Below are 25,329 nucleotides of genomic sequence, written 5' to 3'. Positions count from 1 at the left end.
TGCGAAACACGGACGAACCGGGAGTGCGCCCTTTGAACCGTGCAACACCGAACACCGACCCGAATCCCACACCACACCGCTTCGCGCGCGTCCTGACCGCCGGCATCGCCGCCGCGGCCCTGGCGTGCGGCGGTCTCGCCGTCGGGGGAGCGGCCTCCGCGGCTCCGTCGGGCCTGACCGCGGCGGACCTCAAGCTCGCGCAGCCGCTGCGTGACGCCAAGCCCGCGAAGACCATCGCCGCCTTCGTGCGGACGACCGGCCAGGGTGCCCTCGAGGTCGACGCCCAGGCGAAGGGCGGGGACCTGACGAAGTCGACGGCCCAGTCGTCCGCCGCGAAGCAGCGCGTCAAGGCCATCACCTCGACGACCGACGCCGTCACCGACGCCGTCAAGCGGGCCGACGGCGACGCGACCGAGCTCTACTCGACCGAGTACACCGTGCCGGGCGTCGCCGTCGTCGCCGACGTCGCAGCCCTCCGCGAGATCGCCGGCCGCTCGGACGTCGAGAGCGTGATCCCGCTCACGCCGAAGAAGGTCGTTGACCCGACGGTCAACGCCGACTCCGGCAAGGCCCCGTCCGGTGTCGACCCGAGCCTGGCGAAGCCGGGCGCCGACGGCGTCTCGCCGAAGAACGCCGCGAGCGACCTCTACACGCGCTCGCTCGACGCGTGGCAGCAGACCGGCCGCACGGGCAAGGGCGTCAACGTCGCCGTGCTCGACACCGGCCTCGACTACACCCAGGCCGACTTCGGTGGCCCGGGCACCACGGCCGCCTACGACGCGGCGCTCGCGAGCACCGGTGCTCCGGACGCCAGCTGGTTCGACGCGAGCAAGTACCTCGGTGGCTACGACTTCGCCGGACCCACGTACAACGCGGACTCGAGCGACCCCGCCTACGACCCCACTCCGGCGCCGGACGAGAACCCGATCGACGGCAAGGGCGGCGACCACGGCACCCACGTGTCGGGCACCATCGCCGGCTACGGCCTCGACGCCGACAAGCAGACGTACGACGGCGACTACACGAAGCTGACGACGCAGCAGGTCCAGGACATGTGGATCGGTCCGGGCACCGCGCCCGAGGCGGGCCTCTACGCCCTGAAGGTCTTCGGTGACGGCGGCGGTTCGACCGACCTCACCGGCGCGGCCCTCGACTGGGTCGGACAGGCGCTCACCGAGGGCAAGGACATCAACGTCCTCAACCTCTCGCTCGGCTCCGACTACGGTGCGCCGGACGACCCCGACAACGCCAAGATCGACGCCCTCACCGCCCGCGGGGTCCTGCCCGTGATCGCCTCAGGCAACGCCGACGACTTCACCGACATCGGCGGTTCGCCGGGCAACGCCGAGGGGGCCCTCACGGTCGCCGCGAGCGCCACCGGCCAGTCCCTGTACGACGGCGTCGAGGCGACCGGACCGGCGGACGTCGCGAAGACCTGGCGCGCGCAGTACTCGCAGAACTACGCGGGTGACCTGCCCGTCGAGGGCGACGTCGTCGTCCCGACGACCAACATCGACGGCTGCGCGGCGTTCAGCGCCGACGAGGCCGCGAAGATCGCGGGCAAGGTCGTCTGGCTCAAGTGGACCGACGCCCAGCTCGAGTGCGGTTCCGGCGTCCGCTTCACCAACGTCCAGGCGGCCGGCGGCATCGGCGTCCTCCTGGCCGGGACGATCAACACGTTCGACTCGGGCATCGCGGGGAACGCGACCATCCCGGGAGCCGAGCTGACCAAGGACAGCGTGTCGAGCCTCCAGGCAGCAGCCCAGGCCGGGACCCTGCACGTGGAGTTCGCCGACGAGCTCAAGGGCTTCGAGCTCGCCACCGACCCGGAGACCGTGAACACGCTCGCGTCGTTCACCAGCCGGGGCGTCCACGGGTCGTTCGACGACATCGTCAAGCCGGACATCGCCGGCCCCGGGGTCAACGTGATCTCCGCGGCCAACGGCACCGGTGACGGCCGCATGTCGATGAGCGGCACGTCGATGGCGACGCCGGACGTGGCGGGCATCGCCGCACTGACCTTCCAGTCGCACCCGACGTGGACGGCACCGCAGGTGAAGGCCGCGCTCATGAACACGGCGACGCACGACGTCAAGCAGGGCGACGGCACCGCCACCCTGCTCCGCCAGGGCACCGGCCGCGTCGACGCCCTGCAGGCGGTCACCGCCGGCACCACGGTCCGCAGCATCGAGAACGACCAGCTCGTCACCGCCTCGTACGGTGTCGTCGAGGTCGCCTCGAAGACCAGCGAGAGCCGCACCCTGCAGATCGAGAACACCGACGGCCGTCCGCACACCTACGACGTGGCCTACCAGCCGCAGGTGTCGCAGCCGGGCGTGGTCTTCGCGCTCAGCACGAAGCGCGTCACCGTGCGACCGCACGGCACCGCGACGGTGAAGCTCACCTTCTCGATCGCCGACCCGACGCAGCTCCGTCGCGTCATCGACCCCACCCAGGAATCCGTGCAGCAGGGGTACCAGCGGGAGTTCGTCGCCGCGGCGTCCGGAGTCGTGACCTTCACGCCCACGGACAAGTCGCTCAACCCGCTGCGCCTCGGTGCCTACGTGGCCCCGAAGCCGGTCAGCGCGGTGCACGGTGGGAATGTGTCCTTCGACGGCTCGAAGCGCACGGCCGACCTCGCGCTCACCGGGCGCGCGGTCGACCAGGGCGACGCGACGACCGGCTACCACGCGGCGGTCGCACCGTTCGTGCTCGGTGGGACGGACGGTCAGGAGTCCTTCCCGGCAGGTTCGGCGAAGCGCTCGCTGCAGGCGGCTGACGTCCGTGCCTTCGGCGCGAACTACGACAAGGCCTCCGACACGCTCGCGTTCGGCGTGCAGACGGCCGGTCCCGACGCCAACCCCGGCGCCGTGACCAACGTCGAGGTGCTCATCGACACCGACCGCGACGGCACGCCGGACTACCTGGTGTACGACGCGAAGTCGGCCGCGGTGGACGCCACGCTCGCCACGACGGTCGACCTCGCCACCGGTGAGACCGTCGACGCGCAGCCGCTCAACGGCGGAGCCCCCGGGCAGGACGTGAACACGTTCGACAGCGCGGTCAAGGTCCTCACCGTGCAGGCCTCGACGATCGGTGCCACGAAGCCGTTCACCTACTCGGTCCTCACCGAGTCGGCGTACGCCCCGGCACTGGCCACGAGCGGCTCGTACGTCGTGGACGAGACGGCGGAGGCGACGTACGACCCGACGGCTCCGGCGCTCACGTTCGCGCAGGGCCAGACGAGCGGCGTGCTCTTCGCCGACAGCGGTTCGCTCCGGGTCACCCGCGGCACCGGTGTCGCGAACGCCCAGGTCCTGCTGCTGCACCTCGGCAACGCGGTCGGCGACCAGGCCGAGACGGTGTCCGCCACCGTCGCGACACCGACGGTCACGCTCCGCAAGGGCAGTGCGGTGACGGTGAGCGGTTCGACGGTCGTCGGCAAGCGGCTCACCGCGCACCACGGCTCGTGGGACGCGAACGGCGTGCGGTACTCGTTCCAGTGGCTCCGTGACGGTGCCGTGGTGGACGGTGCGACGAAGCAGACCTACACGCTGGGGTCGTCCGACGTCGGACACCGCCTGCAGGTGCAGGTCACCGCGAAGGCGAAGGGGTACCAGGACGGCTCGGCGACGTCGAAGCCGACCGCGAAGGTCTCCCGCCGCTAGTCGGTCCGGCTGACACTCGAGGCCCCGGTGCACTCCGTGCCGGGGCCTCCAGTGCGTCAAGAGGACATGTAGTTAGGCGAACTAGTTACTCGGTGCCAGGATTGCGGCATGCAGACGCAGAGCACCCTGAAGCAGCTCCGGGCCAACCCGATGGAGTGGCGTCGCCGTGGGCTCACCCCGCCCGACGTCATCCAGTCCATGATCGAACAGCGCCTGGCCGAGCCGGGCCACTCGCAGCCGGTCGGTGACCCGTCGTACCAGGACTTCTTCCGGAGCTGATCCGGACCAGGTGGCGCGATTCGGGACGCGACCACCTACGGACTGGAGGCGCGGTGCCAGCTGGCACCGCGCCTCCAGTCCGTGCTGCGGTCCCGTCTCGGGCACGTGTCGGGTGACGTCGAGGTGACCAGCCGATAGACTCGGGTGGACCACCGGCCCGACGGTCGCGTGAGGTCCTCCGCCAACGTGAGGAGAACCAGATGCCCGCAGCAGTCATCATCGGAGCCCAGTGGGGCGACGAGGGCAAGGGGAAGGCCACCGACCTCCTCGGCAGCCGCATCGACTACGTCGTGAAGTTCAACGGCGGCAACAACGCCGGACACACGGTCGTCGTCGGTGGCGAGAAGTACGCCCTGCACCTGCTGCCGTCCGGCATCCTCACCCCCGGCGTCACCCCGATCATCGGCAACGGTGTCGTCGTCGACATCGAGGTCCTCTTCCAGGAGCTCGACGCGCTCAAGGCCCGCGGCGTCGACACCTCCAGGCTGCTCGTGTCGGCGAACGCCCACGTCATCACGCACTACCACCGCACGATCGACAAGGTGACCGAGCGCTTCCTCGGCAAGCGCCAGATCGGCACCACCGGTCGCGGCATCGGCCCGACCTACGCCGACAAGATCAACCGCGTCGGCATCCGCATCCAGGACATCTTCGACGAGAACATCCTGCGGCAGAAGGTCGAAGCGGCCCTCGACCAGAAGAACCACCTGCTCGTGAAGGTCTTCAACCGACGCGCGATCGACCCGGAGGAAGTGGTCGAGTCGCTGCTGTCCTTCGCGGACCGCCTGCGCCCGATGGTCGCTGACACCGGACTCGAGATCCACCGCGCACTCGAGCGCGGCGAGACCGTCCTGTTCGAGGCCGGCCAGGCCACCATGCTCGACGTCGACCACGGCACGTACCCGTTCGTGACGTCGTCGTCGGCGACCGCCGGCGGTGCCGCGACCGGTTCGGGCATCGGCCCGGGCAAGCTCGAACGCATCATCGGCATCGTGAAGGCGTACACGACGCGCGTCGGCGCCGGCCCGTTCCCGACCGAGCTCTTCGACGAGTCAGGCGAGTTCCTCCGCGCGAACGGCTTCGAGTTCGGCACGACCACGGGGCGTCCGCGTCGCTGCGGCTGGTACGACGCGCCGATCGCCCGCTACACGGCGCGCGTGAACGGCGTGACGGACTTCGTGCTCACGAAGCTGGACGTGCTCACCGGCCTCTCGACGATCCCCGTCTGCGTCGCGTACGAGGTGGACGGCGTCCGCGTGGACGAGGTCCCCGTGAACCAGTCCGACTTCCACCACGCGAAGCCGATCTACGAGGAGTTCCCGGGCTGGACCGAGGACATCACCGGTGCCCGCACCTTCGAGGACCTGCCCGCCAACGCGCAGTCCTACGTCCTGGCGGTCGAGGCGATGTCCGGCGCGCGGATCTCGGCGATCGGCGTCGGCCCGGGCCGTGACGCCATCGTGGTGCGGCACGACCTGCTCGACGCCTCCTGATCGTGCGGGTCCTGTTCGTCTGCAGCGGCAACATCTGCCGTTCGCCACTCGGCGCGCAGGTCCTCACCGCGCGGCTCGGCCGTGACGCCTCGGCGTTCACGGTCGAGTCGGCCGGAACCATCGCCCAGGACGGTGCGCCGATGGACGGACCGGCGGCCGTGCAGTCGATCCGGCTCGGGGGTGATCCGTCCGCGCACCGTTCGCGGTACCTCACGGCAGGCGTCGCCGCCTCGGCCGATCTGGTGCTCACCGCAGAGCGCTCGCACCGTGCGGCCGTGGTGTCCCTCGCGCCCCGCGCGGTGCAGCGGGCGTTCACGATCAAGCAGTTCGCCCGGGTGCTCGACGCGCTCGAACCGTCCGACCTCGACGGTGTCTCGACCGCGACCGAACTGGTCGACCGGGTCGCTCGTCTCCGGGGGACGGTCCCGCCGCCATCGGACCCGACAGACGATGACGTCGACGACCCGTACCGACGGTCGGCCGCGACGCACGAGCGGGTGGCGGACGAGATCGACGCGGCGCTCGCGGTGATCGCGGACGCGCTGCGCGCCGTGCGCTGACGGTCCGAGGCTCGCCGGGATGAGGCCTGGCGTGGATCGACGCGCTGTGGGTACGGTCTGAGCATGACGTTGCGGGGGCGGATCGAGCGGTACCTCTGGGTCATGGGCGGCGCGATGGTCACGATCGGGGGGTTGCTCGTGCTCGGGATGTGGTTCCCGGTGAGCACGGCGGTCGCGGCCGCGTGGTTCGTCCTCGTGTTCCTGGAGTGGGGGCTCCCTGACTCGCCGTGGCGACCGCAGCCGTGGCTCTACCCGATCGGGTTCACCCTCGTGTACACCGGGCTCGGCCTGCTCCTCGGGGCCGCGGAGGGTGACCGGCCGCGGGATCACCTCGTGACGGGTGTCGTGCTGGGGGCCGCCCTGTTCGTGGTGGGGGTCGTGATCGCGGTCGTCGGCCAGCGCCGGTTCAGCGCCCGCGCCGTCGAGGACGAGATCGAACGGGAACGGGAGCGGGAACGTCAGCGCGACGGCGCGCTCGGCCTCGATCGCGACCGCTGACCCCGTCGCTGGGAATGGACGGGAAACGAGTACCCCGATTCGGGTGCTGTACCCCGGAAGTGTGACGTTCGGCCCCGGAAACCCGGGCTTCATCCATGGACCGCATTGACGGAAACCGTGAATCAACGGGCCTCGCTGGCGTCCGAGGGGGCTTCTCTCGTAGCGTTCTGGTGTCAGCAGATGTACCCCGGATCGCGAAGAAGGAGAGCGCCATGACCAGCACCGTCACCCCCGACACCCGAGCCGAGGTCACGCTCGACACCGACACGGTCGACACCATCGCGATCCTCGAGGCACAGGCCGAGCCGCACACCCGCCCGACCCGCGCGAAGCTCACCTGGACCCAGGAAGAGGACGGCGAGTGGATCGCCAACTACGGCGGCTACTTCGGCGGCTCGATCGACAAGCGTGACGGCCGCTACGTGGCGTCGGACACCTTCGGTCTCGTCGTCGGCGACTTCGAGTCGCTCGAGCTCGCACAGGCGCAGCTCGCGGACCAGCTCCACACGATGCTGCCGTCCGTCATCCGCCCTGTCGTCTGAGCCACCCGGACCAGCGAGGGCCCACAGCATCAGCACCACCAGCACCGCAGCACGACAGACAGCACCGCAGCACGACAGGAGCAGCACCATGAGCACGACCGTCGCCCACCGCCAGCAGGCCGAGGTGACCCTGGACACCGCCACGATCGAAGCGATCACCGAGATCGAGGCGGAGGTCGTCGCTCCCGCTCAGCCCGCGCGCGCCCGGATCACCTGGTCCCGACCCGACGCCGGCCTCTGGGCCGCCAACTACGCCGGGTACTACGGCGGCACGGTCGACCGGCAGGGCAGCCACTACTTCGTGTCCGACACGTTCGGGCAGTACGTCGGGGACTTTCGGTCGCTGGAAGAGGCGCAGGAGCGCCTCGCCGAGCGGCTGCACATCGTCCTCCCCGGAGTGATGCGCGCGGCGTGAGCCGACGGACCGGCCAGACGCCGGCACCGGACTGGAGGCCCGGATCGCGTGAGCAGACCTGCTTACGTGATCCGGGCCTCCAGTCCGTCAGGCGACCCGCTCGATGAGCTGCGGGCCGTCGTTCTTGACGCTGTTGACGGCGCGCGAGACCTCGTACTGCTCGAGACCGGCGGCGACCGTCAGGGACTCGTGGTCGAGGAGTGCCAGCAGGTCGTCCGTCGCCAGCCCACCGCCGAGCCAGTCGTCGTAGCCGTCCGGGGTGAGGAACGCCGGCATCCGGTCGTGCACCTCGCCCGGGGCAACGTGGGCGTCACGGGTGATGATCGCGAGCGAGAGCCGCCACTTGTCCGGGTCGTCCTCGGGCTTGGTCGGGTCCGGCCAAGCGCTCACCACGCCGGCCATCGCCAGTGCGCCGCCGGGCTCGTGGACGAAGTGGGGTTCCTTGCCGTCCTCGCGCACGACCCACTCGTAGTAGCCCTGCGCCGGGATGATGCACCGGTTCGTCGCGAACGCCCGCTTGAACATGCCGCTCGTCGCCACCGTCTCGATGCGGGCGTTGATCGGCTTCGGGCGCTGCTTCTGGAAGTCCTTCGCCCAGCTCGGCACGAAGCCCCAGCTGATCTGCGGGAGTTCGCGTTCGCCGTGGCGCTGGCGGACGGCGAACACGGGGTCGGTGGGTGCGACGTTCCAGCTCGGCACGAGGCCGGTGCCGACCACGCCGGTGTCCTCGTCGACGTGCTCGGTCCGGTCGGCGAGCTCACCGATCAGTTCCGGCAGCAGATCGGCCGTGGTGTCGGAGACGACGAACCTTCCACACATGCGCCCAGTGTGCCCGTCCCCACCGACAGGCGCCCGGGGCCCGCGCCTCGGGTGCCGCTGCCGTCTGTCGAGGGAGCAGAAATCGTCGGGGTCGGCTCGGCGACTCGACGATTCCTGCTCCTCCGACGAAGGGGCGAGCGTGCCCGCGCTACTCGTGCTACTCGTCGGGCAGGCGCACCTTCGACCCGTTCGGCTCGCGGCGGCGTTCAACCCGTGGGGAGCCCGGTACCGGAACGTCAGCCGCCAGGGCAGCCAGGCGGGCGCGTTCGGCTCGGCCGAGGCGGACCACGAGGTCCGGCACGGTCCAGACGTAGATGAAGGTCCAGAGGAAGGCGTACGGGGGCGTGCCCCCGGCGGTCAGCGCGGCCGCGCCCAACAGCGCGAGGCCGACGAGCAGCACACCCCACCGTGACAACCGTCGGATCAGCCCTCGTTGCAGGAGGGGGACGTCGTTCAGCACAGCCGCTCGGTCGTCGGGGGCGATCGGGCGCGCCGTGCGACCGAGGTAGGGCTGCACCGACCACCGGACGCTGAGCTGCCAGTCGGTGCGGACCTGCCGACCGTTGATCGTGTTCATCGGGGCCGGAAGCCGATCCGTCGGGCAGCACGAGAACGCGACCGCGCCCGCGGCGACGCTCAGCAGGCCGATCGTCACCCACGCATGAACGGGGCCTGCGCCCGCCCAGCGGAAGGCGAGCTGCAGGGCGATGAGCGCCACGAGCACCAGGACCGCCACGGCGACCGCGAGCCACACGGCGCGACGGATCCTCGCCGGGTCGACCACCTCGCCGAGGCGCTCCCGGAACACCTGCCAGCCGAGCGTGAACACGAGGTTCCTTCTACTCGCCCGGGCTGCGCGCGGCGCTGTCGGCCCGGTGATTGCACGGCTGCCGTCCGTCGAGGGAGCAGGAATCGTCGGGGGCGGCGCGGCGACTCGACGATTTCTGCTCCCGCAACGACGGGCGCGAGCGAAAGACGTACCCGCCCGGACACGCCCGGCGGGTGGCCCCGGCGGCGGTGTCCCGGGCCGACAGTGCAGGCGCGTCCAGCAGTCGCCCAGGAAGGGGCGGTGCGCTCAGACCATGAGTCTCGACATCGTCTACACCGCAGCCGCCCACGCCACCGGCGGCGGGCGGCACGGCCACGTGCGCACCGAGGACGACCGCCTCGACCTCGACACCCGTCCGCCGAAGGAGATGGGCGGCAGCGGCGAGGGCACGAACCCCGAGCAGCTCTTCGCAGCCGGGTACGCCGCGTGCTTCCTCGGCGCGCTGCACGCCGCCGGCAAGGAGCTCGGGGTGGACACCGCGGACGCCGAGGTGTCGGCAGAGGTCGGCATCGGCGGCAACGGCCAGGGCGGCTTCGGCCTGGCGGTCGAGCTCGACGTCTACGCGCCGTCCGCGCAGCCCGAGCAGCGACAGCGCCTCGGGGAGCGCGCCCACGAGATCTGCCCCTACTCGAACGCCACCCGCGGGAACATCACCGTCGCCCTGTCCATCGTCGACTAGCGTTCCGGCGTGGTCACCGACGAGTCGCGCTGCCCCTGCCTGAGCGGGAACCCCTACGGCGAGTGCTGCGGACCCCTGCATGCCGGGGCCGACGCCCCGACCGCGGAGCGGCTCATGCGGTCACGGTTCAGCGCGTTCGCGCTCGGGCTGCCGGAGTACCTGCTGCTGACGTGGCACCCGCGGACGCGGCCCGCGTCCCTCGAGTTGGACCCGCAGCAGCGCTGGACACGGTTGGACGTCCTGTCGACGCGTTCTGGAGGCCCGTTCGACTCCCGGGGGACGGTCGCCTTCCGCGCGTGGTGGCGTTCCGCAGACGAGCGGGGCACACTCGAGGAGACGAGCGAGTTCGTCCGCGAGCACGGTCGTTGGTCCTACGTGGACGGGACGGTCGTCTGACCGCGTCCCGTACCCGACAGGAGCACCATGCCCGACCGTGACCTCGCCGCCTTCGGCGCCCGCTCGACCGCCGACGAGGTCCTCGAGGGGGTGGACCTGACCGGCCGCACGGCGATCGTCACCGGAGCGTCCTCGGGCATCGGGGTCGAGACGGCGCGGGCGCTCGCCGGTGCCGGCGCGACGGTGACCCTCGCCGTCCGGGACACCGCGGCCGGGGAACGGGTGGCTGCGGACATCGCCCGCACGACCGGTGGGCAGCACCCGGTGGTCTCCGAGCTGCACCTCGACCAGCCCGCGTCCGTCGAAGACTTCACGGCGCGGTGGTCCGGGCCGCTCGACGTCCTGGTGGCCAACGCCGGGGTGATGGACGCTCCGGAGGCGTACACGGCGGCGGGGTGGGAGTCGCAGTTCGCCACGAACCACCTCGGGCACTTCGCCCTCGCGCTCGGTCTGCACGACCCGCTCGCGGCCTCGGGTTCGGCTCGCATCGTCTCGGTGTCGTCGAGCGGGCACGGTGGGTCGCCCGTCGTGTTCGACGACCTGTTCTTCCGCCGTCGTCGCTACGAGCCCGGCGCTGCCTACGCACAGTCGAAGACGGCGAACGTCCTGTTCGCCGTGGCGGTGGGGGAGCGGTGGGCCGACGTCGGGGTCACCGCGAACGCCTGCATGCCCGGGGGCATCTGGACCGGACTGCAGAAGCACTGGGACCCGGCGGTGCTGGCGGCGACGAAGCTCTCGGCGGCCGACGCCGTGAAGACGCCCGAGCAGGGTGCGGCGACCTCGGTCCTCCTGGCCACGGCACCCGAGCTCGCCGGGGTCACCGGCCGCTACTTCGAGGACTGCCACGAGGCGGCCGTCACGGACCGGATCGTCGACGGGCTGCACGGCGTGCTGCCGTGGGCGCTCGACGAGGACGACGCGGACCGGCTCTGGGACGTCTCGCTCGCGCTGCTCGATGCCGAGGCGCGCTCCCGGCGCTGATCGGCGCGCGGTGCCGAGGGGGCCGCGGCGCCGCGGTGTCAGGCCCCGATGACCTCAGGCAGGCCCACGGCCGCGCGCATCGCCCTCCGGACGTCCGCCTCGCCGGGCAGGAGCTCGTCGTCGTTGCCGGTGAGGAAGAACCGGATCTGTCCGATCGCCTGCTCGGTGAGCATGTCGAGCCCGTTCAGCACGCGTCCGCCGGCGTCCGCCCAGCGCGAGGCGACGGCGGTCGGCCACGGCTCGTAGGCGACGTCGAAGAGCACGGCATCGTCGCCGGACGGCGCGAGGTCGAGGTCGTCAGCGGCACCACCAGGCAGCGTCGACACGACGAAGCCGTGGCGGGTGCCGGGCAGTTCCGTCAGCGGGAGGACGTCGAGCGTGACGCCGAGCCGGACCGCCAGGTCGACCAGGGCTCCGGTCCTCGAGGTGTCCCGGGCGAAGACCCGGACGAGCACGGCGCCGAGCCGGACGGCGGCGGTCAGTGCACTCGCGGCGGTTGCGCCACCGCCGAGGATCGTGGCCTCACCCGGGACGTGTCCCAGCGCCTCGACGGGGCGGACGAGTCCCTCGACGTCGGTGTTCGCGCCGGAGCGGAGCACCCGGTCGCCGGACTGCCGGAACGCGATCGTGTTGGCGACGCCGAGTTCGTCGACGAGCGGGGTCGTCCGGTCGAGGAGCGGCAGCACCTCGCGCTTGAGCGGCATCGTCAGGCTCAGGCCGCGCCATTCCCCACCCAGCCCCGCGACGAACGCGTCCAGTCCGCCGGACGCGACCTCGTGCCTCCCGTACCGGAACGGCACCCCGAGCACGTCGTAGGCCGCTGCGTGCAGCGTCGGCGAGAGCGAGTGTGCGATGGGGGAGCCGAGCACCGCGAGGCGGGTGCGGTCGGCATCGGGGTACTCCACGGTCAGTCAGCCTAGCCAGGAGCGGGGATCCGTTCGCTTAGGTTAGGCTACCCTTCGTGATCCGTACTCCCCACCGTCTCCGACGCGTCCTCGCCGCAGCAGGCGCCGTCGTCGCAGCGTCCCTCGTCCTCGCCGGGTGCGCCTCCGGTTCCGGTTCCTCCACCGACGACGCCTCGACGTCCTCGGCTGACGGCCAGTTCCCGGTGTCGATCACGACCGCGCTCGGCACAACGAAGATCGACGCGCAGCCGAAGCGGGTCGTCGCCCTCGGCTGGGGCGACGCCGAGACCGCGCTCGAGCTCGGCGTGCAGCCCGTGGGTGCGAGCGACTGGCTCGCGTTCGGTGGCGACGGCGTGGGCCCCTGGCTCAAGGACGCCTACACGAAGTCGCCGAAGATCATCCAGACGCTCGAGCCGAGCTACGAGGACATCCTCAAGCTCAAGCCCGACGTGATCCTCGACGTGAAGTCCTCGGGCGACAAGGACCGGTACGCGAAGCTGTCCGCGATCGCGCCGACCGTGGCGATCCCGAAGGGCGGCGAGAACTACCTCGCCTCGACCGAGCAGCAGACCACGATGATCGCGAAGGCGCTCGGCAAGGAGTCCGAGGGCAAGAAGCTGCTCTCCGGCCTCGACGACGCCTACGCGGCCGCACGCAAGGCGCACCCGGAGTTCGACGGCAAGTCCGCGGTCGTCGGGGCCTACACGGCCGACGGCTTCGGGGCGTACGCCTCGACCGACAGTCGCTCGACGTTCATGCGGAACCTCGGGTTCATGATCCCGAAGGCCATCGACGAGCAGGCCGGCAAGGCGTTCTCGGTGCACCTGTCGGACGAGAACCTCGACCTGCTGGACGCCGACCTGACGCTCATCCTGCCGATCTACGTCGACGCGTCGAAGGCCGAGTCGGACCCGCTGTTCCAGAAGGTGCCGTCGGTCGAGGCCGGCCACTCCATCGTCTTCGACGACCCGGACGTGTCGTCGGCGTTCTCGATGGGGACCACCGCGGCGATCGAGTGGGCGCTGCAGAAGCTGCCGGACGAGTTCGCGTCGAAGCTCGGCTGACGCGGGGCGCCTGGTCGGAACGGGCGTACTCGGTCGGAACGGGCGTACTCGGTCGATCCTTTCGACCGGGTACGCCCGTTCCCGCTTTCCACCGCGGGCGTGATGGGAAGGAACCGTCCTCGCTCGGAGGGTCAGCCCCCGAAGGTCGACGCGAGGAACGCGAAGAGCAGCGCGATCAGCGGGAGCGATCCCTGCTTGAAGGCCGAGTTGAGGTACTTCCGCCCGGTGCCGGCCAGGACGACGGCGGCGCCGAGCATGCACGCCGTCGAGAAGACGACGAGGGTCCAGCCCGTCGCGGGACTGCCGGTCGCGGCGAGCACGACACCGAGGATCGCCCCGATCGCCAGGAACAGGTTGTAGAAGCCCTGGTTGAACGCCATCGCACGGGTCGCATCGGCCTCGGCCCGCGAGGAGATCCCGAAGATCCGCTGCGCCCGTGGACTCGTCCACGCGACGGATTCCAGGAAGAAGATGAACACGTGCACGAGGCCGGCGAGGACCGCGCACACGGCCGAGATGACGAGCAGGACCGACATGGAGACCATTGTCGCAGTTCCCGAGCCGAGCACGGGTTCTCGGCACTGACCGGGCAGCGGCGTAACCGACACCGGTCGGCCAGCCTCGGCCGTTAGGCTCGGGGCATGAGCGACGACGTCACCACGCCCCAGTACGACCAGGCCGCCGTCGCCGAACTCCGCAGCATCCGGCAGAGCATCGACAACATCGACGCCGCCGTGATCCACATGCTGGCCGAGCGCTTCAAGTACACGCAGCGCGTCGGCTACCTCAAGGCCACCGCGGGGATGCCCGCCGCCGACCCGGGTCGGGAGCAGATCCAGGTCGCACGGCTCCGGTCGCTCGCGGCCGAGTCGCACCTCGACCCCGCCTTCGCCGAGAAGTTCCTCAACTTCATCGTCGCCGAGGTCATCCACCACCACGAGCAGATCGCCGGCGGCGACGCGTGAGCACGATGCTCCCCGCCCTGCTGGTCGGCTCGTACACGGCGACCGGCGGCGGCACCGCGACGGGCATCTCGATCGTCGCTGCTGGCGATCCCGAGGCCCCGGACGTCCGCACCGTCGCGGTCATCGACGACCCCTCGTTCCTCGCCGTCTCCGGCGACCGGGTCTACGCGGTCTCCGAGAAGGCCGACGGCAGCGTCTCCGCCTTCCGTCGTGACGACCTCGAACTCGAGCACCTCTGGGACGCACCTGCGGGTGGCGACGCCCCCTGCCACGTCCGGCTCGACCCGTCCGGCACCCTCGTCGTGACGAACTACGTCTCCGGCACCGTCACCGCGGTGTCGCTGCCCGACGGCGCTCCGGTCGTCACCGAGCTCCTCCCGGACGTGACCGGCCCGGTCGAGGACCGGCAGGAGGGCCCGCACGCCCACCAGTCCGTCGCGACGCCCGACGGGACCGTGCTCGTCGCCGACCTCGGCGGGGACGCGCTGCACGAGTACCGGATCACCGACGCCCCCTCGATCGAACCGGTCCGTGTGCACCACGTGGCACCCGGCGCCGGCCCGCGACACATGGCCTGGTACGACGGCGACCTCATCGTCGCCGGCGAGCTCGACGGGCACGTGCACCGCCTGCGCCGTGACGAGTCCGGGTCGCTCGTGACGATCGCCTCGACTCCGACCTTCGACGGCGCGGTGGGCGAGTCGTTGCTCAGCCACATCGAGGTCGACGACCGCGGCCTGGTGTCCGTCGCCGTGCGCGGGCGAGACCTGATCGTCGTGCTCGACGCCGCCGAGGGCGGACTCACCCTGGTCGGCTCGGCGTCCTCCGGGGGCGTGTGGCCCCGGCACTTCGCCCGCGTTCCCGGCTTCGTGCTCGTCGCGAACCAGATGTCCGACGCCGTCGCCGTGCTGCCCGTCGGCGACGACGGCGTCCCCGGTGACGCCGTCGCGCAGATCCCGGTCGGCACGCCGACCTGCATCGTCCCGCTCTGACGACTCGGCCGGCGGTCCGCACCCCGTGACGGACTGGAGGCGCGGTGCCAGCCGGCACCGCGCCTCCAGTCCGTCGGTGGTCGCGACCACCCCGCTCAGTGAGCGGTGACCGTGCGCGTCAGGACTGGATGACGTTCTCGAACGGACGGCCGTCGGCCAGCGCTGCCACCTGCCGACGCATGAGCTCGATCGACCGCGGCACGCTGAGGTCCGTGTTGCCGCCGACGTGGGGCGTGAGGACGGTGTTCGGCGTGGTCCACAGCGGGTGCCCGGCCGGGAGGGGCTCCGGGTCGGTGACGTCGAGCGCTGCCGACAACCGCCCCGACTGCAGCTCGGCCACGAGCGCGTCGGTGTCGACGACCTTGCCACGGGCGACGTTCACCACGAGGGCGCCGTCGGGCAGGGCCGCGAGGAGATCGGCGTCGACGAGTCGCTCGGTCTCGTCGGTCAGCGGCGTGATGAGGACGAGCACGTCCGTGTCCGCCGCCAGCGCCGGCAGATCGCCGAACGCACGAACGTGCCGACCGTCCTGCTCACGAGCGGTGCGGGCCACCACGGTCACGTCGGTGCGGAACGCCTCGAACCGTGTGGCGATGGCGGAGCCGATGGCGCCGTAGCCGACGACCGTGACCCGGCGGTCGGCCAGGGACCGCGTGGTGCGGACGTCCCAGACGCCGTTCGCACGGTCGGCCTGGAACGCACCGAGCTCACGGAGCGAGGTCAGCGCGAGCCCGACCGCGAGCTCGGCGGTCTCGTCGTCGTGGATGCCGCGCCCGTTCGCGAGCTGCGCGTGTCCGGGGACGTACGGGACGGCGTGCTCGTACCCGGCGCTCGGCAGCTGCAGGAGCTGCAGGTTCGGCAGGTCGTGGACGTACTGCCAGCGGTGCCGTCCACCGAAGTAGAACGGCAGGAACGCGATGGCGACGTCGTCGGGGCGCGTGTACGGCTCCTCGACGTCCCACACGTCCAGCTCGACGCCGTCCGGCACGGGGCCGAACCGGTCGACGAGCTCCGCGAAGGGCAGGGTGACGATCGGCATCCTGTCGGCGGCCGGACTCAGGCGTCCGAGCGGGGCGAGAACGCGCCGTCGGAGTCGAGCGGACCCCGGCCGACGTAGCCCTCGGTCACGTCGGAGACGATGACGTCACCGAAGCGGCTCGGCAGGGTCGCGTCGTGGGTGCCGCGGAGCTCGTCGAGCGTCGCCTCGAACGCACCCTGGACCTCGAGCGATCCGGACGCCGCGTCGGTCACGCCGATCCGGAGCACCGGGAAGCCGCGGCCGGCGCAGAGGCCCTGGAACCGGACGTCGTCCTCGCGCCGGACCGTCACGATGACGCGACCGGTCGACTCGGAGAACAGCGCGGTCGCGGTGTCCACACCGTCGCGGGACTCGAGCTCGTCGAGGACCACGCGGGCGCCGAGCCCGAACCGGAGCACCGACTCGGCGAGGGCCTGGCCGAGGCCGCCGTCCGCCAGGTCGTGCGCACTCGTCAGGAGCTGCTCCGTCGCCGCGGCGTGCAGGAGGTCCCCGAGGGCCTTCTCGCGCTCGAGGTCGACCGCCGGCGGGCGACCACCGAGGTGGTCGTGCACGGTGCCGGCCCAGGCCGAGCCGTCGAGCTCGAGCGACGTGGTGCCGAGCAGGTAGATGTTGTGGCCGTCGTCCTGCCAGCCGGACGGCACGCGGAGTGCGACGTCCTCGATGACCCCGAGCACACCGACGACGGGGGTCGGGTGGATCGGCGTCGAGCCGGTCTGGTTGTAGAACGACACGTTGCCGCCGGTGACCGGGATCCCGAGTTCCATGCAGCCGTCCGCGAGACCCTCGACGGCCTGGGCGAACTGCCACATGACCTCGGGGTTCTCCGGCGAGCCGAAGTTCAGGCAGTCGGTGACGGCCGCGGGGACGGCACCGGTGACGGCGACGTTGCGGTACGCCTCGGCGAGGGCCAGGCGCGCGCCCTGCTTCGGGTCGAGCTGGCAGTAGCGGCCGTTCGCGTCGGTCGCGATGGTGACACCGAGCCCCGTTTCCTCGTCGACGCGGATCATGCCGCCGTCGTCGGGGAAGGAGAGCGCGGTGTTGCCGAGCACGTAGGTGTCGTACTGGTTCGTCACCCAGTTCTTCGACGCCAGGTTCGGCGAGCCGAGGAGCTGCAGGAACTGCGCCTTCAGCGCCGGCCCGGTCTCGGGCCGCTCGAGCGACTCCGCGCCGTCTGCCTGCAGGGCGTCGATCCACGTCGGGTAGGCGACCGGGCGGTCGTAGACGGGGCCGTCGACGGCGACCGTGCGCGGGTCGACGTTCACGATCTCCTGGCCCTGCCAGTCGATGACGAGGCGGCCGGTGCCGGTGACCTCGCCGAGGACGCTGGTCTCGACCTCCCACTTGTCCACGACCGCGAGGAACTCATCGAGCTTGTCGGGGCGGACGACCGCCATCATGCGCTCCTGGCTCTCCGACATGAGGATCTCTTCCGCGGTGAGCGTGGGGTCGCGGAGCAGGACGTCGTCGAGCGAGATGTGCATGCCGCCGTCGCCGTTGGAGGCGAGCTCGGACGTGGCGCACGAGATCCCGGCGGCTCCGAGGTCCTGGATGCCCTCGACGAGTTCCTTCTGGAACAGCTCGAGGCAGCACTCGATGAGGACCTTCTCGGCGAACGGGTCGCCGACCTGCACTGCGGGGCGCTTGGTTGGGCCGCCCTCGGTGAAGGTGTCGGACGCCAGGATCGAGGCGCCGCCGATGCCGTCGCCACCCGTGCGGGCGCCGAAGAGCACGACCTTGTTGCCGGCACCCGAGGCGTTGGCCAGGTGCAGGTCCTCGTGGCGGAGGACGCCGACCGCGAGGGCGTTCACCAGCGGGTTGCCCTGGTAGACCGAGTCGAAGTAGGTCTCGCCACCGATGTTCGGCAGGCCGAGGCAGTTGCCGTAGAACGAGATGCCGCCGACGACGCCGTGCACGACGCGCGCCGTGTCCTCGTGGTCGATCGCGCCGAAGCGGAGCTGGTCCATCACGGCGACGGGGCGTGCGCCCATCGAGATGATGTCGCGGACGATGCCGCCGACACCGGTCGCGGCGCCCTGGTACGGCTCGACGTACGACGGGTGGTTGTGCGACTCGACCTTGAAGGTGACCGCCCAGCCGTTGCCGACGTCGATGACACCGGCGTTCTCGCCCATGCCCACCATGAGGTTCTTGGTCATCTCCGGCGTGACCTTCTTGCCGAACTGCCGGAGGTAGTTCTTCGACGACTTGTACGAGCAGTGCTCGGACCACATCACCGAGTACATCGCCAGCTCGCCCGAGGTGGGGCGGCGGCCGAGGATCTCGCGGATCTTCGCGTACTCGTCGGCCTTCAGCCCGAGGGCCTCGTACGGCTGGTCCTTGTCGGGGGTGGCCGCCGCGTCCTGCACGGTGTCGGGCTTCGGGCGCACGAAAGTGGTCACGGTGTCGTTGTTCCCTGTCACTGGAGTCGTCGTCACTTGACGAGCGTCGACTCGATCACGGAGGTGAAGAAGGTGAGGCCGTCCGTGCCGGAGGCCATCGCCGCGGGGGTGTCCGGGCCGAACCCGGGTTCCGTCGCGTGCTCGGGGTGCGGCATCAGGCCGACGACGTTGCCGCGCTCGTTCGAGACGCCGGCGATGTCGTCGATCGAGCCGTTCGGGTTCACGCCGACGTAGCGGAACACGACCTGGCCGTTGTCCTCGATGCGCTTGATCTCGTCGGCGTCCGCCACGAAGCGGCCGTCGGCGTTCTTGAGCGGGATCGTGATCTCCTGCTGGGCGGTGAAGCCCGAGGTCCACGCGGTGCCGGTCGTCTCGACGCGGAGCTTCTGGTCGCGCCGGATGAACTGCTGGTGCGCGTTGCGGGTGTGCGCGCCGGGCACGAGTCGTGCCTCGGCGAGCATCTGGAAGCCGTTGCAGATGCCGAGCACGGGCATGCCCTTGCCCGCGGCGTCGATGACCTCGGCCATGATCGGGGCCTTCGCGGCGATCGCGCCGGCGCGGAGGTAGTCGCCGTAGGAGAACCCGCCCGGGAGCACGATGGCGTCGACGCCCTGCAGGTCGTGGTCACCGTGCCAGAGGGCGACCGGGTCGGCGCCGGCGAGCCGGACGGCGCGCTGGGCGTCGCGGTCGTCGAGGGAGCCGGGGAAGGTGATGACGCCGATGCGCATCCGGGTCACTGACCCTCGACGGTCACGGACACGACGTCCTCGATGACCGCGTTGGAGAAGACGTCGGCCGCGATCTCGCGGACCTCGGCGAGCTTGGCGTCGTCGACCGGGCCGTCGACCGACACCTCGAAGCGCTTGCCGATGCGGACGTTGGTCAGGTCGGCCTTGCCGAGGCGGGCGAGGGCGTTGCCCACCGCCTTGCCCTGGGGGTCGAGGATCTCGGCCTTCGGCATGACCTCGACGACGATCGTTGGCACGTGTTCACTCCAGCACTTGGGGGGTGGGTGGGACCGGACCAGTCTACGTGGCGGGCGCGTCGCGCCCGCACGCTTGTGGAGAAGTGATCGAAGGCGTATATTCGAAGTCGAATAGTCACGTTGGAACACCGGACTGGAGGCACGGATGGCGTCACTCACGCCGCTTGCGTTCGCCGCGCTCGGGCTCCTCAACGAGGCGCCGATGCACCCCTACGAGATGTTCCAGCTCATGCTCCAGCGCCGGGAGGACGAGAACGTCAAGGTCCGACCGGGCACGCTCTACCACCAGATCGGACGACTCGTCGACCTCGGGTACGCCGAACCGCTCGGGACCGAGCGCGCGGGCAACCGTCCCGAGCGCACCACGTACGCGATCACCGACCACGGGCGGGCCGCCCTGGAGTCCGGACTGCGGCGCATGGTCGCCGAACCGGCCGACGAGTACCCCGAGTTCCACCTGGCGCTCTCCCACGTCGACAACCTGAGCGACCACGACGCGGTCACCGCGCTCCGGGCCCGAGCCGACGCGATCCGCGCCCGACTGGCCGGGTTCACGGAAGCGGCCACGGGCCTCCAGGCCAAGGGGTTGGCGACCCGCTACTGGCTGGACGTGTCGTACGTCCGTGCCATGCTCACCGCGCAACTCGAGTGGCTCACCGCGACCGCGGAGCGCATCGAGCGTGGGGACGTCCCCTGGGACGGACCGGCGCTCGCCACCGACACCGAACCGAACAGCAAGGAAACCACTCGATGACCACCGTCACGCCTCCGCGGACGACCGAGAAGAAGCCGTGGCCCGCCCTGTGGGCGCTCGTCGTCGGCTTCTTCATGATCCTCGTCGACTCGACCATCGTGTCCGTCGCGACCCCCACCATCGCCGAGAAGCTCGACGCCGACATCAACGCCGTCATCTGGGTGACCAGCGCGTACCTGCTCGCGTACGCCGTGCCGCTCCTCATCACCGGCCGTCTCGGTGACCGCTTCGGCCCGAAGGTGCTCTACCAGACCGGGCTCGTCGTGTTCACGCTCGCCAGCCTCTGGTGCGGGCTGTCCGGCTCGATCGAGATGCTCATCGTCGCCCGCGTCGTGCAGGGCCTCGGCGCCGCCATGATGACCCCGCAGACGATGTCCGTGATCACCCGGATGTTCCCGCCGCAGAACCGTGGCGCGGCGATGGGTCTCTGGGGTGCCGTCGCCGGTGTCGCGTCCCTCGTCGGCCCGATCCTCGGCGGCCTGCTCGTCGACGGCTTCGGCTGGGAGTGGATCTTCATCGTGAACGTCCCCGTCGGCGTCGTCGCGTTCATCCTCGCGCAGCGCTTCGTGCCGAAGTTCGAGCGCCACGGCCACCGGTTCGACTACCTCGGCATCGTGCTCTCCGCCGCCGGTCTGTTCCTGCTCGTCTTCGGCATCCAAGAGGGCGAGACCTACGACTGGGGCACCATCACCGGGCCGATCAGCGTCTGGTCGCTCATCATCGCCGGCATCGTCGTGCTCGCCGCGTTCGTCGTCTGGCAGGGCGTGCAGAAGGGCGAGCCGCTGCTGCCGCTCGGCCTGTTCAAGGACCGGAACTTCACGCTGGCGAACATCGCGATCACCGCGGTCGGCGTCGCCATCTCGTCGTTCGCGCTGCCGATCATGCTCTGGGCGCAGGACGTCGAGAAGTTCTCGCCGACCGGCGCTGCGCTGCTCCTCGTGCCGCAGGCCGTCATCTCCGCCGGTCTCGCCCCGTTCATCGGCAAGAAGCTCACGGTGTGGAACCCGCGCTGGGTCGCGTCGTTCGGCCTCGCCTGCTTCTCGGCCGGCCTGTTCTGGTTCGGTGCGCTCCTCGCGTCCGGCGCCGACTGGGGCTGGGTGCTCCTGCCGAGCGCGCTGCTCGGCCTCGCCAACGCCTGCATGTGGGGCCCGCTGTCCGTCTCGGCGACGCGGAACCTCTCGCCGCGCCTGGCCGGTGCCGGCTCGGGCGTCTACAACACCACGCGGCAGATCGGTGCCGTGCTCGGCTCGGCGGGCATCGCGGCGCTGATCGAGGCGCGCATCACGGCGAACTTCCCGGCGCAGTCCGGCGGGGTCTCGGCCGGCGGTGCGGAGCAGCAGGTCGGCGGTCTGCCGCAGTTCCTGCTCCAGCCGTTCGCCACCGCGATGGGCCAGGCGCTCGTGCTGCCGGCCGTGGTGCTCGTCATCGCGATCGTCGCCGCACTGTTCCTGGCGAAGCCGAAGCAGACCGTCGCCTGGCAGCAGACCGGGTCGGTCGCGACGCAGCCGGACGCCGACGCCGATGCCGAGGGCTCGCCGAAGGTCGGGCACGGCGTGCACGCTGCGGCTGCCGCTCCGTCGACGCCCGAGGACGAACTCGCGTCGATCGACCACCACGGCAAGCACGCCGACGCCTAGGTAGCGTCGTCGCTGAACGGGCCCCGGGCTGCTCACACGAGCGGCTCGGGGCCCGTTCGTGTGCGCGCCCGCGGGGTCGGCGTCGGTGTCGGGGTCGGGTCGGGGCCAGGGTCGGGCCCTATCGAAACATGTACACGCATGTTCCGACACCGCACCCGTTGATCGACGCGTGCTTTGTCGGCAGATGCGTGTGATGTTTCGACGCACGTCGCCGCCGCCGCACGCTCAGCCGCGCCAGCGGGGCCTGCCGCCGCACGCGCGCGCCCGCCCGCCCCTCCGCCCGCCCCCTCAGCCGCGCCGCTCGAGGTGCGCCCGCGTCAGCGCCTCCATCTCCTCGTCGCTGAGGGCGTCGACGCTGCGGGCCTCCCGGCGGTCGCTCCGCTGCCACCGTACGAACAGCGCGATGAGCACGGGGACGTCGGCGACCTCGGCGATGAACCAGAGCAGGTCGCCGGCGAGGTGCTGGTCGCGCAGCGGCGACGGGAACCAGGACTGCCCGACCGCCTGCACGACCGAGTGGTCCATCACGTGGTTCGTGATCCGCAGGACGATGCCCGGGACCGCGTCGGCCAGCAGCTCGACGAACGCGAGCAGGAACTCGACGGTGACGAAGGTCGACGAGCGCAGGATCCCCGGCTCGGACAGGGGTGTGAGCAGCCCGAAGCCCAGCATGGGCACCAGCACCGTGATCGCCGTCGCCCACCCGGCGGACTCGCGGATGGTGGCCGCGAGCGGGGTGAGCAGGACGCAGAACAACGCGAGGGCGATGAGTGGCGAGACGATCGCGTTGCCGAGGAACCGCGCCGGACGTGACCGGAGGACCGCGGTGGCGGCCTGCGCGAGGCGAGCGGGGCCTCCAGTCCGGAGCAACGAGACGGGCGCGGCCAGCTCGGCGAAGGTGGGGACCGCGAAGAAGAGCAGGGCCAGCCGCAGCACGAACGCCCAGCGCAGCTCGCGGTCGTACAGGCCGACGATGCCGAACTGCAGGATCCCGAACAGGACGAGCGCCGCGAGGAACGCCAGGCTCCGCCACCACGGCCACGGCGTCCCCCGCCGCGCCGCGCCGACGACCCACCAGCCGTAGGCCACCGCGGCGACGGCGATGAGGACGGCAGCCAGCGGATCGGCGTGCCAGGAGCTCCAGAACTCGGGTGTCGACGGCGTGGGGTGCCTCCTGCGGATCGTGCGGCCGATGACGATCCTCCGCCCGGAGCGCGGTCCCGAGGGTCTGCGCCGGGCTCCGGGTGGTGAGAACCGGTTCAGATCCGAACCGCCTCCGGGAGCGTGTACAGTGGCTGTTGTCTTGATCGCTGCAAAAGAAGGGGTCCTCATGGATGTCGATGCCGACCTGCTCCGCACCGCCGGACTCCGGGTGACGACCCCGCGGCTCGCCGTCCTCCGCGCGACCGAGACGATGCCGCACGCCACGGCCGACGACATCGTGACGGCCCTGGCCGCCGAGCTCCCGACGACCAGCCACCAGGCGGTGTACGGCGTCCTCGCGGCGCTCACCGGCGTCGGGCTGGTCCGCCGGATCGAGCCGGCCGGCAGCCCCGCGCGCTACGAACGGCGCACCGGCGACAACCACCACCACATCGTGTGCACGATGTGCGGCACGATCGAGGACGTCGACTGCGCGGTGGGTCACTCGCCGTGCCTGACGCCGTCCGAGACGCACGGCTTCGCCGTCACCACCGCCGAGGTCACCTACTGGGGGATCTGCGAGCGGTGCGCAGCGGCGGAACGCGACGACGCCGAGCCCGTCACGGCGTAGCCAGCCCCGCGGCGACGAGCGCGTCGGACGCGGACCGGCCCCACAGACAACCCGAGCACCCTGACCGAACCAACCGTTCCACCTGAGGAGGAACCGTGTCCGACCAGAACACGACGACCGGCCAGCCGGCCGGCACCCCCACCACGACGACCAACTCCGGCGCCCCCGTCTCGAGCGACCAGCACTCCATGGGTGTCGGCGCCGACGGCCCCATCGCCCTCCACGACCACTACCTGGTCGAGAAGCTCGCGCAGTTCAACCGCGAGCGTGTCCCGGAGCGCGTCGTGCACGCCAAGGGCGGCGGCGCCTTCGGTACCTTCACCGTCACGCAGGACATCAGCCGCTTCACCCGTGCCGCGTTCCTGCAGCCGGGCAAGCAGACCGAGATGCTCGCGCGTTTCTCGTCCGTCGCCGGTGAGCAGGGCTCCCCGGACACCTGGCGCGACCCCCGTGGCTTCGCGCTGAAGTTCTACACCGAAGAGGGCAACTACGACCTCGTCGGCAACAACACCCCCGTCTTCTTCATCCGCGACGGCATCAAGTTCCCGGACTTCATCCGCTCGCAGAAGCGCCTGCCGGGCTCGCACCTGCGCGACCACGACATGCAGTGGGACTTCTGGACCCTGTCGCCCGAGTCGGCGCACCAGGTCACGTGGCTGATGGGTGACCGCGGCCTGCCGGCCAGCTGGCGCGAGATGGACGGCTTCGGCTCGCACACCTACCAGTGGATCAACGCCGAGGGCGAGCGCTTCTGGGTGAAGTACCACTTCCAGACCCAGCAGGGCCACAAGACCCTGACGCAGGAGGACGCCGACCGCATCGCCGGCGAGGACGCGGACTTCCACATCCGCGACCTGCACGCCGCGATCGAGCGTGGCGACAACCCGCGCTGGACCCTCAAGGTGCAGGTCATGCCCTACGAGGACGCCGCCAGCTACCGCTTCAACCCGTTCGACCTGACGAAGGTGTGGCCGAAGGGCGACTACCCGCTCATCGAGGTCGGCACGATGGAGCTGAACCGCAACCCGGAGAACTACTTCGCGCAGATCGAGCAGGCGACCTTCGCCCCCTCGAACTTCGTGCCCGGCATCGCGGCGAGCCCGGACAAGATGCTCCTCGCGCGCATCTTCAGCTACGCGGACGCCCACCGCTACCGCGTCGGCACGAACCACGCGCAGCTGCCGGTCAACGCCCCGAAGAACGAGGTGCACTCGTACTCGAAGGACGGCGCCATGCGCTTCGACTTCCAGAAGTCCGAGGTCCCCGTGTACGCGCCGAACTCGCTCGGTGGCGCGCACGCCGACCCGAACGCGACCGACGACGCCCCGGGCTGGGAGTCCGACGGTGCACTGCAGCGCTCCGCCGCGACGCTCCACCCCGAGGACGACGACTTCGGCCAGGCCGGCACGCTCGTCCGCGAGGTCCTCGACGACGCCGCCCGTGAGCGCCTGGTCGGCAACATCGCCGGGCACGTCTCGAAGGTGACGCGCGACGACCTGCGCGAGCGCGTGTTCGCCTACTGGACCAACGTCGATGCCGAGCTCGGCGCGCGCGTGCGCGCCGCGGTCTCACCGAGCGCCCCGGGGTCCAACGAGGACCCCGAGAAGGTCGCCGTCGAGGCGTAAGCCCCGGTCCACCACCTGACGGACGGGAGGC

26 protein-coding genes are annotated in these 25,329 nt (G+C 71.0%); 17 read left to right on the top strand and 9 right to left on the bottom strand.

The annotated features are described in order from the left end of the window. Positions 1 to 32 precede the first annotated feature (32 nt). The 7 genes from BIU96_RS13150 to BIU96_RS13125 all read left to right on the top strand — a co-directional run bounded on the left by BIU96_RS13150 (position 33) and on the right by BIU96_RS13125 (position 7,455). Positions 33 to 3,668 carry a S8 family serine peptidase gene (locus BIU96_RS13150; RefSeq protein WP_071293067.1) on the top strand — a complete coding sequence of 1,212 codons (3,636 nt, stop codon included), beginning with the start codon at positions 33 to 35 and terminating at the stop codon, positions 3,666 to 3,668. Between the two features lie 108 nt (positions 3,669 to 3,776). Further along, positions 3,777 to 3,947, top strand: coding sequence for a hypothetical protein (locus BIU96_RS19895; protein ID WP_158521898.1), 171 nt, complete (start codon positions 3,777 to 3,779; stop codon positions 3,945 to 3,947). 200 nt (positions 3,948 to 4,147) lie between these two features. After that, the gene (locus tag BIU96_RS13145) at positions 4,148 to 5,440 is read left to right on the top strand and encodes an adenylosuccinate synthase (RefSeq protein ID WP_071293066.1); all 1,293 of its coding nucleotides are present in this window, start codon (positions 4,148 to 4,150) and stop codon (positions 5,438 to 5,440) included. A gap of 2 nt (positions 5,441 to 5,442) precedes the next feature. Beyond that, positions 5,443 to 6,000 carry a low molecular weight phosphatase family protein gene (locus BIU96_RS13140; protein WP_175477551.1) on the top strand — a complete coding sequence of 186 codons (558 nt, stop codon included), beginning with the start codon at positions 5,443 to 5,445 and terminating at the stop codon, positions 5,998 to 6,000. A gap of 63 nt (positions 6,001 to 6,063) precedes the next feature. Next, positions 6,064 to 6,498: a hypothetical protein gene (locus tag BIU96_RS13135; RefSeq protein ID WP_071293064.1), complete on the top strand. Its 435-nt coding sequence runs from the start codon at positions 6,064 to 6,066 to the stop codon at positions 6,496 to 6,498. A gap of 212 nt (positions 6,499 to 6,710) precedes the next feature. After that, positions 6,711 to 7,040 (top strand): hypothetical protein, encoded by a 330-nt coding sequence (locus tag BIU96_RS13130; protein ID WP_071293063.1) that lies wholly within the window; start codon positions 6,711 to 6,713, stop codon positions 7,038 to 7,040. Between the two features lie 88 nt (positions 7,041 to 7,128). Beyond that, the gene (locus tag BIU96_RS13125; protein ID WP_071293062.1) at positions 7,129 to 7,455 is read left to right on the top strand and encodes a hypothetical protein; all 327 of its coding nucleotides are present in this window, start codon (positions 7,129 to 7,131) and stop codon (positions 7,453 to 7,455) included. An 87-nt stretch (positions 7,456 to 7,542) separates the two neighbouring features. On the opposite strand, the gene BIU96_RS13120 is transcribed toward BIU96_RS13125, so the two are convergent. Both BIU96_RS13120 and BIU96_RS13115 read right to left on the bottom strand, forming a co-directional pair. Further along, entirely contained in the window at positions 7,543 to 8,274 is a 732-nt protein-coding gene (locus BIU96_RS13120; RefSeq protein WP_071293061.1) for an SOS response-associated peptidase, read from the bottom strand. A gap of 157 nt (positions 8,275 to 8,431) precedes the next feature. After that, positions 8,432 to 9,103, bottom strand: a complete 672-nt coding sequence (locus tag BIU96_RS13115; RefSeq protein ID WP_071293060.1) for a hypothetical protein — start codon at positions 9,101 to 9,103, stop codon at positions 8,432 to 8,434. 253 nt (positions 9,104 to 9,356) lie between these two features. On the opposite strand from BIU96_RS13115, the gene BIU96_RS13110 reads away from it, so the two are divergent. The 3 genes from BIU96_RS13110 to BIU96_RS13100 are packed head-to-tail and all read left to right on the top strand — an operon-like array spanning position 9,357 to position 11,159. Continuing rightward, on the top strand, positions 9,357 to 9,782 hold the full coding sequence (locus BIU96_RS13110; protein WP_071293059.1) for an organic hydroperoxide resistance protein: 426 nt from the start codon (positions 9,357 to 9,359) through the stop codon (positions 9,780 to 9,782). A 9-nt stretch (positions 9,783 to 9,791) separates the two neighbouring features. Then, the gene (locus BIU96_RS13105) at positions 9,792 to 10,178 is read left to right on the top strand and encodes a YchJ family protein (RefSeq protein WP_071293058.1); all 387 of its coding nucleotides are present in this window, start codon (positions 9,792 to 9,794) and stop codon (positions 10,176 to 10,178) included. Between the two features lie 27 nt (positions 10,179 to 10,205). Next, positions 10,206 to 11,159 (top strand): SDR family NAD(P)-dependent oxidoreductase, encoded by a 954-nt coding sequence (locus BIU96_RS13100; protein WP_071293057.1) that lies wholly within the window; start codon positions 10,206 to 10,208, stop codon positions 11,157 to 11,159. Positions 11,160 to 11,197: 38 nt separating this feature from the next. Here BIU96_RS13100 and BIU96_RS13095 read toward each other — a convergent pair whose 3' ends face one another. Then, positions 11,198 to 12,064: a shikimate dehydrogenase gene (locus BIU96_RS13095; RefSeq protein ID WP_071293056.1), complete on the bottom strand. Its 867-nt coding sequence runs from the start codon at positions 12,062 to 12,064 to the stop codon at positions 11,198 to 11,200. Between the two features lie 56 nt (positions 12,065 to 12,120). Between BIU96_RS13095 and BIU96_RS13090 the strand changes: the two genes are divergently transcribed. Next, positions 12,121 to 13,128, top strand: a complete 1,008-nt coding sequence (locus BIU96_RS13090; protein ID WP_071293055.1) for an iron-siderophore ABC transporter substrate-binding protein — start codon at positions 12,121 to 12,123, stop codon at positions 13,126 to 13,128. Between the two features lie 131 nt (positions 13,129 to 13,259). Here the strand turns inward: BIU96_RS13090 and BIU96_RS13085 are convergent, their stop codons facing one another. Then, complete coding sequence (locus tag BIU96_RS13085) at positions 13,260 to 13,664, bottom strand: DUF1304 domain-containing protein (protein WP_175477550.1); 405 nt, start codon at positions 13,662 to 13,664, stop codon at positions 13,260 to 13,262. Between the two features lie 105 nt (positions 13,665 to 13,769). On the opposite strand from BIU96_RS13085, the gene BIU96_RS13080 reads away from it, so the two are divergent. Both BIU96_RS13080 and BIU96_RS13075 read left to right on the top strand, forming a co-directional pair. Then, positions 13,770 to 14,093 (top strand): chorismate mutase, encoded by a 324-nt coding sequence (locus BIU96_RS13080; protein WP_071293054.1) that lies wholly within the window; start codon positions 13,770 to 13,772, stop codon positions 14,091 to 14,093. Between the two features lie 5 nt (positions 14,094 to 14,098). Beyond that, positions 14,099 to 15,085, top strand: coding sequence for a beta-propeller fold lactonase family protein (locus tag BIU96_RS13075; RefSeq protein WP_254786160.1), 987 nt, complete (start codon positions 14,099 to 14,101; stop codon positions 15,083 to 15,085). 118 nt (positions 15,086 to 15,203) lie between these two features. On the opposite strand, the gene BIU96_RS13070 is transcribed toward BIU96_RS13075, so the two are convergent. The 4 genes from BIU96_RS13070 to purS are packed head-to-tail and all read right to left on the bottom strand — an operon-like array spanning position 15,204 to position 19,508. Next, entirely contained in the window at positions 15,204 to 16,124 is a 921-nt protein-coding gene (locus BIU96_RS13070; protein WP_071293052.1) for a 2-hydroxyacid dehydrogenase, read from the bottom strand. A 17-nt stretch (positions 16,125 to 16,141) separates the two neighbouring features. After that, the gene (gene purL / locus BIU96_RS13065) at positions 16,142 to 18,523 is read right to left on the bottom strand and encodes a phosphoribosylformylglycinamidine synthase subunit PurL (protein ID WP_254786145.1); all 2,382 of its coding nucleotides are present in this window, start codon (positions 18,521 to 18,523) and stop codon (positions 16,142 to 16,144) included. 32 nt (positions 18,524 to 18,555) lie between these two features. After that, entirely contained in the window at positions 18,556 to 19,251 is a 696-nt protein-coding gene (gene purQ, locus BIU96_RS13060; RefSeq protein ID WP_071293272.1) for a phosphoribosylformylglycinamidine synthase subunit PurQ, read from the bottom strand. Positions 19,252 to 19,256: 5 nt separating this feature from the next. Beyond that, the gene (gene purS / locus BIU96_RS13055) at positions 19,257 to 19,508 is read right to left on the bottom strand and encodes a phosphoribosylformylglycinamidine synthase subunit PurS (protein WP_071293050.1); all 252 of its coding nucleotides are present in this window, start codon (positions 19,506 to 19,508) and stop codon (positions 19,257 to 19,259) included. Between the two features lie 145 nt (positions 19,509 to 19,653). Here purS and BIU96_RS13050 point away from each other — a divergent pair, with 145 nt between their 5' ends. Continuing rightward, the gene (locus tag BIU96_RS13050) at positions 19,654 to 20,262 is read left to right on the top strand and encodes a PadR family transcriptional regulator (protein WP_071293049.1); all 609 of its coding nucleotides are present in this window, start codon (positions 19,654 to 19,656) and stop codon (positions 20,260 to 20,262) included. After that, a complete protein-coding gene (locus BIU96_RS13045; protein WP_083402896.1) occupies positions 20,259 to 21,899 on the top strand; it encodes a DHA2 family efflux MFS transporter permease subunit in 1,641 nt (546 codons plus the stop codon). The genes BIU96_RS13050 and BIU96_RS13045 overlap by 4 nt, the downstream gene beginning before the upstream one ends. Before the next feature lie 288 nt (positions 21,900 to 22,187). On the opposite strand, the gene BIU96_RS13040 is transcribed toward BIU96_RS13045, so the two are convergent. Then, positions 22,188 to 22,988: a cytochrome c oxidase assembly protein gene (locus BIU96_RS13040; protein ID WP_071293048.1), complete on the bottom strand. Its 801-nt coding sequence runs from the start codon at positions 22,986 to 22,988 to the stop codon at positions 22,188 to 22,190. Positions 22,989 to 23,229: 241 nt separating this feature from the next. On the opposite strand from BIU96_RS13040, the gene BIU96_RS13035 reads away from it, so the two are divergent. Both BIU96_RS13035 and BIU96_RS13030 read left to right on the top strand, forming a co-directional pair. Next, positions 23,230 to 23,673: a Fur family transcriptional regulator gene (locus tag BIU96_RS13035; RefSeq protein WP_071293047.1), complete on the top strand. Its 444-nt coding sequence runs from the start codon at positions 23,230 to 23,232 to the stop codon at positions 23,671 to 23,673. 95 nt (positions 23,674 to 23,768) lie between these two features. Continuing rightward, positions 23,769 to 25,298, top strand: coding sequence for a catalase (locus BIU96_RS13030; RefSeq protein WP_071293046.1), 1,530 nt, complete (start codon positions 23,769 to 23,771; stop codon positions 25,296 to 25,298). Positions 25,299 to 25,329 lie beyond the last annotated feature (31 nt).

Source organism: Curtobacterium sp. MCBA15_008, from assembly GCF_001865065.1.
In the GTDB taxonomy this organism is placed as follows: Bacteria; Actinomycetota; Actinomycetes; order Actinomycetales; family Microbacteriaceae; genus Curtobacterium.
This window is presented reverse-complemented; position numbering and strand designations above follow the sequence as displayed.